The sequence below is a fragment of the Streptomyces sp. WELS2 genome, from assembly GCF_013870595.1.
Classification (GTDB): domain Bacteria; phylum Actinomycetota; class Actinomycetes; order Streptomycetales; family Streptomycetaceae; genus Streptomyces.
In genome coordinates this window covers 1-11,478 of record NZ_JACBWZ010000137.1, presented here as the reverse complement: position 1 = coordinate 11,478, position 11,478 = coordinate 1, and the positions used below count along the sequence as shown (strand labels likewise).

At 71.0% G+C, this 11,478-nt stretch carries 9 protein-coding genes and 1 pseudogene; all 10 read left to right on the top strand.

All coding sequences use genetic code 11. The features are described 5' to 3' along the window. A partial coding sequence (gene yvcK / locus H5J33_RS11595) for a uridine diphosphate-N-acetylglucosamine-binding protein YvcK (protein WP_181794815.1) occupies positions 1-890 on the top strand: 890 nt, incomplete at its 5' end. Beyond that, a complete protein-coding gene (gene whiA, locus H5J33_RS11590) occupies positions 881-1,870 on the top strand; it encodes a DNA-binding protein WhiA (RefSeq protein WP_030605113.1) in 990 nt (329 codons plus the stop codon). The genes yvcK and whiA, both read left to right, overlap by 10 nt. Positions 1,871-2,029: 159 nt before the next feature. Continuing rightward, positions 2,030-4,975 carry a M14 family metallopeptidase gene (locus H5J33_RS11585; RefSeq protein WP_181794814.1) on the top strand — a complete coding sequence of 982 codons (2,946 nt, stop codon included), beginning with the start codon at positions 2,030-2,032 and terminating at the stop codon, positions 4,973-4,975. Positions 4,976-5,273: 298 nt separating this feature from the next. After that, positions 5,274-6,281, top strand: coding sequence for a type I glyceraldehyde-3-phosphate dehydrogenase (gene gap / locus H5J33_RS11580; protein ID WP_181794813.1), 1,008 nt, complete (start codon positions 5,274-5,276; stop codon positions 6,279-6,281). 134 nt (positions 6,282-6,415) lie between these two features. Beyond that, positions 6,416-7,627: a phosphoglycerate kinase gene (locus H5J33_RS11575; protein WP_181794812.1), complete on the top strand. Its 1,212-nt coding sequence runs from the start codon at positions 6,416-6,418 to the stop codon at positions 7,625-7,627. Positions 7,628-7,632: 5 nt separating this feature from the next. After that, positions 7,633-8,409, top strand: coding sequence for a triose-phosphate isomerase (tpiA, locus tag H5J33_RS11570; RefSeq protein WP_181794811.1), 777 nt, complete (start codon positions 7,633-7,635; stop codon positions 8,407-8,409). A gap of 109 nt (positions 8,410-8,518) precedes the next feature. Continuing rightward, positions 8,519-8,755 carry a preprotein translocase subunit SecG gene (secG, locus tag H5J33_RS11565; protein WP_181794810.1) on the top strand — a complete coding sequence of 79 codons (237 nt, stop codon included), beginning with the start codon at positions 8,519-8,521 and terminating at the stop codon, positions 8,753-8,755. Between the two features lie 234 nt (positions 8,756-8,989). Beyond that, positions 8,990-9,325, top strand: a complete 336-nt coding sequence (locus H5J33_RS11560) for an RNA polymerase-binding protein RbpA (RefSeq protein ID WP_010352468.1) — start codon at positions 8,990-8,992, stop codon at positions 9,323-9,325. Positions 9,326-9,523: 198 nt separating this feature from the next. Beyond that, positions 9,524-10,714, top strand: a complete 1,191-nt coding sequence (locus H5J33_RS11555) for an MFS transporter (protein WP_309485381.1) — start codon at positions 9,524-9,526, stop codon at positions 10,712-10,714. Positions 10,715-10,764: 50 nt separating this feature from the next. After that, positions 10,765-11,478: pseudogene (locus tag H5J33_RS11550) on the top strand (glucose-6-phosphate isomerase); the annotation flags it as partial.

Here is an 11,478-nt window from a genome sequence, read left to right as displayed (position 1 = left end):
CCGGCGATCTCACCGCCGTCGTCACCGTGGCCGACGACGGCGGCTCCAGCGGCCGGCTCAGGGACGAGCTGGGCGTGCTGCCGCCCGGCGATCTGCGCAAGGCGCTGGCCGCGCTGTGCGGGGACGACGAGTGGGGACAGACCTGGGCCCGGGTCATCCAGCACCGCTTCCAGTCCCAGGGCGATCTGCACGAGCACGCGGTCGGCAACCTGCTGATCGTCGCCCTGTGGGAGCAGCTCGGCGACCATGTGCAGGCCCTGGACCTGGTCGGCAAGCTGCTCGGCGCGCACGGCCGGGTGCTGCCCATGTCCGCCGTGCCGCTGGAGTTGCAGGCCCTGGTCAAGGGCCACGACCCGGACCGCCCGGACGACGTGGACACGGTGCGCGGACAGGCGACGGTCGCCCTGACCCCCGGCGAGGTGCAGTCGGTGCACCTGGTGCCCAACGACCCGCCCGCGGTCCCCGAGGCCGTGGCGGCGGTCCTGGACGCGGACTGGGTGGTGCTGGGCCCCGGCTCCTGGTTCTCCTCGGTCATCCCGCACCTGCTGGTGCCCGAGTTGCTCGACGCCCTCACCGAGACCAAGGCACGCCGTGTGCTCTCCCTGAACCTGGCGCCGCAGCCCGGAGAAACCGAGGGCTTCTCCCCGCAGCGTCATTTGGAGGTTTTGGGGCGACACGCCCCTAAACTCGCCCTGGACGTGGTGCTGGCCGACGAGGCCGCCGTGCCCGACCGCGACTCGCTCACCGAGGCCGCCAAGCGGCTGGGAGCCGCGGTCGAGCTGGCGCCGGTGGCCCGGACCGACGGATCTCCCCGGCACGACCCGGAGCTGTTGGCCGCCGCGTACGACCGTATTTTTCGGATGCATGGAAGGATCGGCCCATGGCGATGACGGCAGCGGTGAAGGACGAGATCTCCCGGCTCCCCGTCACCCGGACCTGCTGCAGGAAGGCGGAGGTCTCCGCCATCCTGCGGTTCGCCGGCGGCCTCCACCTGGTGAGCGGGCGCATCGTGATCGAGGCCGAGCTGGACACCGCGATGGCGGCGCGCCGGCTCAAGCGGGACATCCTGGAGATCTTCGGCCACAGCTCCGAGCTGATCGTGATGGCCCCCGGCGGGCTGCGCCGCGGCTCGCGCTACGTCGTCCGGGTCGTCGCGGGCGGTGACCAGCTGGCCCGGCAGACCGGCCTGGTCGACGGGCGGGGCCGGCCGATCCGCGGGCTGCCCCCGCAGGTGGTCTCCGGTGCCACCTGTGACGCCGAGGCGGCCTGGCGCGGGGCCTTCCTGGCGCACGGCTCGCTGACCGAACCAGGCCGCTCCTCCTCCCTGGAGGTGACCTGCCCGGGCCCGGAGGCGGCGCTCGCCCTGGTCGGCGCGGCCCGCAGACTGTCCATCGCCGCGAAGGCCCGCGAGGTGCGCGGGGTGGACCGGGTGGTCGTCCGGGACGGCGACGCGATCGGCGCCCTGCTCACCCGGCTGGGCGCGCACGAGTCGGTGCTGGCCTGGGAGGAGCGCCGGATGCGTCGCGAGGTGCGGGCCACGGCCAACCGGCTCGCCAACTTCGACGACGCCAACCTGCGCCGCTCGGCCCGGGCCGCCGTGGCCGCCGGCGCCCGTGTCCAGCGGGCCCTGGAGATCCTCGGTGACGAGGTTCCCGAGCACCTCGCCGCCGCCGGTCGGCTGCGCATGGAGCACAAGCAGGCCTCCCTGGAGGAGCTGGGAGCGCTCGCCGACCCGCCGCTGACCAAGGACGCGGTCGCGGGCCGTATCCGCCGGCTGCTGGCGATGGCGGACAAGCGAGCGGCCGACCTGGGCATCCCGGGCACGGAGGCCAACCTCACCGAGGAACTGGCCGAGAACCTGGCCGGCTGAGACCGGACGGAGCGTCAACTCGCCGGTGCCGTCACCCCCTCTTTCGGGTGACCGGCGCCGGCGTTCGCGTGTCCATGAGGCGCTCTTGACTCGATCATCGAGTGCCATGAGCCTGGCAGCCTTGTTCGCCATTGGTGCGGACCACCTGTAGGGGGGTTCATGAGACACAGAGCGAGATCGATCCTCGCTGTCGGCGCGCTGATGATCGGCGGAGCGAGCCTCGCACCCATGGCCCAGGCCCGGAGCGGAGAACCGGCACCCGGGCCGGAAGAGGTCAGGGTGTTCCAGGCGGAGGTCACGGAGCAACAGGTACCCCTGCTGCTCGAGGCCGGACAGGACGGTCACGAACTCGGTGAGCGGGCGGCCGCGGGAGGCAGGACCCGGGTCGAGGTCTACCTCACCGGCCCGCAGGCCGCGCGGCTGCGCGAGCAGGGCGTCGTCCTCACCGAGCACACCCTCTCGGCCAGGGCCGAGGCCCGGGTCGAGGACGCGGCCCAGGGCGTGTTCCGCCCCTACAGCGGCGGCGGCGGGCTCAAGGAGGAGATCCTCCGCACCGCCGCGGCCAACCCCGCCCTCACCAAGGTCGAGTCCATCGGCAAGACCATCAAGGGCCAGGACATCCTCGCGCTCAAACTGACCGGGAACGCCCGGAAGACCGAGGACGGCGCCAAGCCGGCCGTGCTCTACATGTCCAACCAGCACGCGCGCGAGTGGATCACGCCGGAGATGACCCGCCGGCTGATGCACTACTACCTGGACCGCTACAAGACCGACCGGCGCGTCAAGAGGATCGTCGACTCCACCGAGCTGTGGTTCGTCCTCTCGGCCAACCCGGACGGCTACGACTACACCTTCAAGGGCCCCGACGCCCGCCTGTGGCGCAAGAACCTGCGGGACGTCGACGGTGACGGAGTCATCGGCAGCGGCGACGGCGTCGACCTCAACCGCAACTTCCCCTACAAGTGGGGCTACGACAACGAGGGTTCGTCCCCCAACCCCACCAGTCAGACCTACCGTGGCGCGAGCCCCGCGTCCGAGCCGGAGACCAGGGCCCTGGACGCCCTGGAGAAACGGATCGGCTTCCGGTACGGCATCAACTACCACTCCGCGGCCGAACTCCTGCTCTACGGCGTGGGCTGGCAGGTGGCCACGCCGACCCCCGACGACGTCCTCTACCGGGCCCTGGCCGGCACGCCGGACGACTCGGCCGTCCCGGGCTACCACCCGCAGGTCTCCTCCGAGCTGTACACCACCAACGGCGAGGCGGACGGCCACGCGTCGAACGTCAACGGGATGGCCATGATCACCCCCGAGATGTCGACCTGTCAGACCGCGTCGGACAGCGACCCGGACGACGCCTGGGACAGCCGGGACTGCCGGTCGGGCTTCACCTTCCCCGACGACGAGAGGCTGATCCAGCGGGAGTTCGCCAAGAACGTCCCGTTCGCGCTCTCCGTCGCCGAGACCGCGGCACACCCCGACCGGCCGGCCTCCGCCGTCGGCCTGGACGCCGCCGACTTCACCCCGGCCACCTTCACCACGTCGTACTCCCGGGGCGCGGACCAGGAGGTCGCGGTCGTCGCCCGCAAGGCGGTCCGGGACAAGGAACTCAAGTACCGGGTCAACGGCGGCCGTACCCTCGACCAGGCGCTCAGGCCCTGGAAGGGCGGCGAGACCTACGGCGGCGAGGACAACCTCTACTTCGACGAGTACCGCGCCAAGGTGCAAGACGGCGAGCCGGGCGACCGGGTGGAGGTGTGGTTCACCGGCGAGACCGGGAGCGGCGAGAAGGTCTCCAGCCCCCACTTCACCTACACCGTCGCGCGGCGGCCGGCCGCCGACACCCTCGTGGTCGCCGAGGAGGGCGGTGCCGCCACCCGGGCCAGGGCCTACGCGGACGCGCTCCGGGCCGCCGGGCACCGGGCGCTCGTGTGGGACGTGGCCACCCAGGGCGCCCCGGACGCGCTGGGCGTGCTGAAGCACTTCCGGACGGTCGTGCACTACTCCGGCGCCAGCGGCCCCGGCAACGCCACCCAGCTGCGCCTGCGCGCCTACCTCAACGAGGGCGGCAGGCTGATCGAGGCCGGGGAGCGGGCCGGCGGCGGCGTCGACCTCGGCGACGGCACCCTGTCGGACGACTTCAGCCAGTACTACCTCGGCGCCTACAGCCGGATGCCGGCCAAGGGAGCCACCGGCTTCACCGGCTCCGGCGCGCTCGCCGGCTTCTCCGGCGCCCTCGGAGACGCGCCCGGCAACCCGCTCGACGCGGCGGGCACCTACGGCGTCACCTCCGAGGAACTGCCGGCCGCCCGGTTCCCGCAGTTCAAGAGCGCGGGCGCGGGGACGTTCAGCGGGACCGTCAACCCCTACGGGCCGTACGCGGGCGCCTTCATGGCCGCCGCCGCGCACACCGACAACGCCTACAAGCGGCTCACCCGCACCATCGACCTCACCGGTGTCACCGCCGCCGACAAGCCGGCCCTGAGCGCCCGGCTGCTGTGGGACACCGAACCGGGTTACGACCACGTGGTGGTCGAGGCGCACACCGTGGGCGCCGACGACTGGACCACGCTGCCGGACACCTCGGGCGCCATGCGGACGGCCGTGCCGAAGGAGTGCGCCTCCCTGGTCGGCGAGCACCCCTGGCTCGGGCACTACCTGGCGCCGGCCGACAACACCTGCGCCGCGACCGGGACCACCGGTTCCTGGAACAGCCTCGACGGAGCCTCGGCCGGCTGGCAGCGGGTGGCCTTCGACCTGAGCGCGTACGCCGGGAAGTCCGTCGAGGTCTCGATCGCCTACATCACCGACACCGGCACCGGCGGGTACGGCGTCCTGGCCGACGAGGCCTCGCTGGCCGTCGGCGGCGTGGCGCGGGAGACGGAGGGCTTCGAGTCGTCCCTGGGTGCCTGGCGGGCGCCCGGACCGCCGGCGGGCAGCGCTCCGGTCCAGAAGGACTGGACCCGTACCGGGGCCCTGTTCCGGACCTACGCGGCGGTCGTCACGGACGACACCGTGCTGCTCGGATTCGGCCTGGAGCAGGTGGTCTCGGCGGCCGACCGGACGGCCCTGCTGAGGAAGGCGTTCGCCGCGCTCGACAGGTGAGCGGAGACCCCTCTCAACGGTGCGCGGACGGATAGTTCATCAAGTGAGCCGACCCGCTCACGAACGAGTGAAAATGGCGTCGAAGGCGCCCGTCATTCCGTAACAAATACGGGTGAATCCACTGTCGATCCGGGGCGGTCCGTACCTCTACTGACGGGTACGGACCGCCTGCCCGTGTATGGGTCATCTCGATGTCACCCAGGGGGCCTCAGAGAGGTAGGGTCGGGGGTGGTCGGGGACATCCCAAACAGAGCTCGCCGGCACCGCATAGCCGGCGTACCAACGAGGAGATCGGTTCGTGACGATCCGCGTAGGCATCAACGGCTTCGGCCGCATCGGTCGTAACTACTTCCGCGCCCTGCTGGAGCAGGGGGCGGACATCGAGGTTGTGGCTGTCAACGACCTGGGTGACACCGCGACCACCGCCCACCTGCTCAAGTACGACACGATCCTGGGCCGCCTCAAGCAGGAGGTCTCCCACACCGCCGACACGATCACCGTCGACGGCCACACCATCAAGGTGCTCTCCGAGCGCAACCCGGCCGACATCCCGTGGGGCGAGCTGGGTGTCGACATCGTCATCGAGTCCACCGGCATCTTCACCAAGCGCGAGGACGCCGCCAAGCACCTCGCGGGCGGCGCCAAGAAGGTCCTCATCTCGGCTCCGGCCAAGGACGAGGACATCACCATCGTCATGGGCGTCAACCAGGACAAGTACGACCCGGCGCAGCACAACGTCATCTCCAACGCCTCCTGCACCACCAACTGTGTGGCGCCGATGGCCAAGGTCCTCGACGAGAACTTCGGCATCGTCAAGGGCCTGATGACGACGGTGCACGCGTACACGAACGACCAGCGCATCCTGGACTTCCCGCACAAGGACCTGCGCCGCGCCCGTGCCGCCGCCGAGAACATCATCCCGACCACCACCGGTGCCGCCAAGGCCACCGCCCTGGTCCTGCCGCACCTCAAGGGCAAGCTGGACGGCATGGCCATGCGCGTCCCGGTCCCGACCGGCTCGGTCACCGACCTGGTCGTGGAGCTGAGCCGCGAGGTCACCAAGGAAGAGGTCAACGCCGCCTTCCAGAAGGCCGCCGAGGGCGAGCTGAAGGGCCTCCTCGACTACACCGAGGACCCGATCGTCTCCTCGGACATCGTCAACGCCCCGGCGTCCTGCACCTTCGACTCCTCCCTGACCATGGTCCAGGAGGGCAAGAACGTGAAGGTCATCGGTTGGTACGACAACGAGTGGGGCTACTCCAACCGCCTCGTGGACCTCACGGTCTTCGTCGGCAACCAGCTCTGATCGGAAACAGCAGGACCACGAAGTGAGAGCAGGGCTCGGGCAGCGCACCGTCGCGCTGGCCGGGCCCTGTCCCACGTAGCGACCACGCCCTTTTACGATCAGGTGCACACGAGCCCTCCTCAGGAGTCCACCCCATGAAGACGATCGACGAACTTCTCGCCGACGGCGTGAGCGGCAAGCGGGTCTTCGTCCGCGCCGACCTCAACGTGCCGCTCGCCGACGGCACGATCACCGACGACGGCCGCATCCGCGCCGTCCTGCCCACCGTCAAGGCCCTCGCCGACGCGGGCGCCAAGGTGGTCGTCGCCTCGCACCTGGGCCGCCCCAAGGGCGCCCCGGACCCCGCCTTCTCGCTGCTGCCCGCGGCCGAGCGCCTCGGTGAACTGCTCGGCGCCCCCGTCGCCTTCGCCGAGGACACCGTCGGCCCCGCCGCCCACGACGCCGTCGACGGCCTCCAGCCCGGCCAGGTCGCGGTCATCGAGAACCTGCGCTTCAACCCCGGCGAGACATCCAAGGACGACACTGAGCGAGGGGAGTTCGCCGACCGGCTCGCCGCCCTCGCGGACGTCTACGTGGGCGACGGCTTCGGCGCCGTCCACCGCAAGCACGCCTCCGTCTTCGACCTCCCGGCCCGGCTGCCGCACTACGCCGGCCACCTGATCGCCACCGAGGTCGGCGTGCTCAAGCAGCTCACCGACGACGTCAAGCGCCCGTACGCGGTCGTGCTCGGCGGCGCCAAGGTGTCCGACAAGCTGGGCGTCATCGACCACCTGCTGGAGAAGGCCGACCGCATCCTCATCGGCGGCGGCATGGCCTACACCTTCCTCAAGGCCCAGGGGTACGAGGTCGGCATCTCCCTGCTCCAGGAGGACCAGATCCCGGCGGTCAAGGAGTACATGAAGCGCGCCGAGGAGCGGGGGGTGGAGTTCGTCCTCCCCGTCGACGTCCTCGTCTCGCCCGAGTTCCCGGACCTGAAGACCAAGGCCCCGGCCAACCCCACCACGGTCGCCGCGACCGCCATCCCGGCCGACCAGGAGGGCCTGGACATCGGCCCCGAGACCCGTACGCTGTACGCTTCGAAGCTCGCCGACGCCGCGACCGTCTTCTGGAACGGTCCGATGGGCGTCTTCGAGCACCCCGACTACGCCGAGGGCACCAAGGCGGTCGCCCAGGCCCTCGTCGACTCCGACGGCTTCACCGTCGTCGGCGGCGGTGACTCCGCCGCGGCCGTGCGCACGCTCGGCTTCGACGAGAAGGCATTCGGCCACATCTCGACCGGTGGCGGCGCCTCCCTCGAATACCTCGAGGGCAAGACGCTCCCCGGACTCGCCGCACTGGAGGACTGACCTCGATGAGCACGCGCACGCCGCTGATGGCGGGCAACTGGAAGATGAACCTCAACCACCTCGAGGCCATCGCGCACGTCCAGAAGCTCGCCTTCGCCCTGGCCGACAAGGACTACGAGGCCGTGGAGGTCGCCGTCCTGCCGCCCTTCACCGACCTGCGCTCCGTGCAGACCCTGGTCGACGGCGACAAGCTCAAGATCAAGTACGGCGCCCAGGACATCTCCCGGCACGACTCCGGCGCCTACACCGGCGAGATCTCCGGGCCGATGCTGGCCAAGCTGAAGTGCACCTACGTGGTGATCGGCCACTCCGAGCGCCGCCAGTACCACCACGAGACCGACGAGGTGGTCAACGCCAAGGTCAAGGCCGCCTACAAGCACGGCCTCACCCCGATCCTGTGCGTCGGCGAGGAACTGGACGTCCGCGAGGCGGGCAACCACGTCGCCCATACCCTCGCCCAGGTCGAGGGCGGTCTGAAGGACCTCGCGGCCGAGCAGGCCGAGACCGTCGTGATCGCCTATGAGCCCGTCTGGGCCATCGGCACCGGCAAGGTCTGCGGCGCCGAGGACGCCCAGGAGGTCTGCGCCGCCATCCGCGCCAAGGTCGCCGAGCTGTACTCCCAGGACGTGGCCGACAAGGTCCGCATCCAGTACGGCGGCTCCGTGAAGTCGGGCAACTGCGCCGAGATCATGGCCCAGCCCGACATCGACGGCGCCCTGGTCGGCGGTGCCTCGCTGGACGCCGACGAGTTCGTCAAGATCGTGCGCTTCCGCGATCAGTGACGCCCCGACCGTGAGTAGGCGGTAGCGGCGATACGTCGTACTCTTGCGGGGGCACAGCCGAGCGCTGTGCCCCCGTCGTCCATCCGAATCCGAGGAAGTTGGTCCAGCCGTGGTTTTGGGGTTCTCGATCGCCCTGATCGTCTTCAGCCTGCTGCTGATGCTGCTGGTGCTGATGCACAAGGGGAAGGGCGGCGGCCTGTCCGACATGTTCGGCGGCGGCATGCAGTCCTCCGTCGGCGGTTCCTCGGTCGCCGAGCGCAACCTCGACCGGATCACCATCGTGATCGGCCTGCTGTGGTTCGCCTCCATCATCGTCCTCGGCATCGTGATGAAGTCGAACAGCTGACGCGCGACCGGCGCGAACCGGCCGTACATCCGGACCGCGCCGCGGATTTCCCACGCAAAGCCCCATGTTGGGTACGCGCCTGTGAGCGCGGCCTATCATGGGGCTTGCGTCTTGGGGTGGGGGCCGGTAACTCCAATCACTGGACGCGCGTTGGGCCTTACGTAGACTGAGGCGCTCGCGGCGAAGCGAAACGCCGACTCGCTTCGCGGCACCATCACGCAGGGAGTTACGACCGTGGCAAGTGGCAACGCGATCCGAGGAAGCCGGGTCGGGGCGGGGCCGATGGGCGAGGCCGAGCGCGGCGAGTCCGCGCCGCGTCTGCGCATCTCCTTCTGGTGCTCCAACGGGCACGAGACGCAGCCCAGCTTCGCCAGCGACGCGCAGGTTCCCGACACCTGGGACTGCCCCCGCTGCGGCTTTCCGGCCGGCCAGGACCGGGACAACCCGCCGGCCCCGCCGCGCACCGAGCCCTACAAGACGCACCTCGCGTACGTGCGCGAGCGGCGCAGCGACGCGGACGGCGAGGCGATCCTCGCCGAGGCGCTCGCCAAACTGCGGGGCGAGATCTAGCACTTCACACCGGCCGGGTGCCCCAGGGCGCCCGGCCGGAGCCGTCTGACGCCCGCTCGGCGCCGACCGATTGTCAGTGGTGCCCCCTACGGTGTGAGCATCGGACGTCGTGAGGGGGAGAGCGTGGCCGGAGCCGGCACGGAGAGCGGGGGCACACTCGCCTGGCGCGGGGGATTCGGGCGGTTGTGGACGGCCGCCGTGGTGTCCAGGTTCGGCGACGCGCTGCGCACCTCCGCCCTGCCGTTGCTCGCCGTGCGCCTCACCGACGAGCCCCTCGTCGTCGCCTCCGTCACCGCCTGCGGCTATCTGCCCTGGCTGCTGTTCGGGCTGTTCGGCGGCGCCGTGGCGGACCGGGTCGACCAGCGGCGGGCGATGTGGCTCGTGGACACCGCACGGGGCGTGCTCGTCGCCGGTTTCGCACTCGCCGTGGGGCTGGGGCACGCCTCCGTCCCACTGCTGATCGCCCTCGCCTTCTCGCTCACCTCGCTCCAGACGCTCTTCGACAACGCGGCCACGGCCCTGCTGCCCTCCCTGGTGGAACGCGGGGCACTGGGCGACGCCAACGCCCGCCTGATGACCGGTCAGCAGCTCGCCGGCGGGCTGGTGGCGGCCCCGTTCGTGCCACTGCTGCTGGCGGCCGGCGCCTTCACACCGTTCGCGACGGACGCCGGCACCTATCTGGTGGCCGCCGTGCTCGTGGCGTCGCTGCGGATACGGCCGCCGCGGCGGGAGCCGCGCGCCGCCGGCAGCACCCTGCGCTCGGAGGCCGGCGCGGGCCTGCGCGCCCTGGGCCGGGACCGGGTGCTGCGCGCGGTGTGCCTGGCGACCCTGCTGTGCAACATCGGGATGGGCGCCCTGATCGCCACGCTGGCGCTGCACGTCACCCGCTGGCTGGAGGCGGGTGACGCCGGCTATGTCGCCGCGATGACGGCGTACTCGGCCGGCAGCCTGGCCGGCGGATTCGTCGCCCAGCGGATCGCCCGCCGTACCGGGCGGATGCGGGCCCTGCTGCTCGGCTGCGCGATCCAGACCGGCGCGCTGCTGCTCATCGGCTGCGTACGGCACGTGGCCGCGCTGGTCGCCGGGATGGCGCTGCTCGGCGCGATGAACATGGTGTGGAACGTCAACCAGGTCACGCTGATGCAGCAACGCAGCCCCGAGTCGATGGTGGGCCGCATCGCCGCCGCCTTCCGCACCGCCTCCGTCTCCGGTGCCCCGCTCGGCGCGTTCCTCGGCGGCGCCGTGGCCGGGCTCTACGGCCTCAACGGACCCGCCCTGCTCGCGGCCGTCCTGTTCGCGTCGGCCGCCGCCGCGCTGATACCGCCGCGCGAGCAGGGCATACGTGTGACCGTGCCGGACGACGACTCGCACCGGGAGCTGATCAATTAGGTTGGAGCCGGCAGCGGGACAGGCAGCAGGAAAGAAGGCTGAAGACGGACATGAACGCAGACGGCCGTACCAGGCTCCACCAGACGCCCGAGTGGACCGCCCTCGCCAAGCACCGGGAGGAGCTGGCGGACACCCGGCTGAGGGAACTGTTCGCCGCCGACCCCGGGCGCGGCACCGGGTACACGCTCAAGGTCGGCGACCTGTACATCGACTACTCCAAGCACCTGGTCACCGACGACACCCTGCGGCTGCTGCGCGAGCTGGCCGCGGCGACGGACGTGTTCGGACTGCGGGACGCCATGTTCCGCGGCGAGAAGATCAACGTCACCGAGGACCGGGCGGTGCTGCACACCGCGCTGCGCGCGCCGCGGGACGCGGTGATCGAGGTGGACGGCGAGAACGTCGTGCCCAAGGTGCACGCGGTGCTGGACAAGATGGCCGGCTTCGCCGACCGGGTCCGTTCCGGCGAGTGGACCGGGCACACCGGCAAGCGCATCCGCAATGTGATCAACGTTGGCATCGGCGGTTCCGACCTGGGCCCCGCGATGGCCTACGAGGTGCTGCGCAGCTTCACCGACCGCGATCTCACGGTCCGCTTCGTCTCCAATGTGGACGGCGCCGACCTGCACGAGGCCATCCGGGACCTGGACCCGGCCGAGACGCTGTTCATCATCGCCTCCAAGACCTTCACCACCATCGAGACCATCACCAACGCCACCTCCGCGCGCCAGTGGCTGCTGGCCGCGCTGGGCGACGAGGCCGCG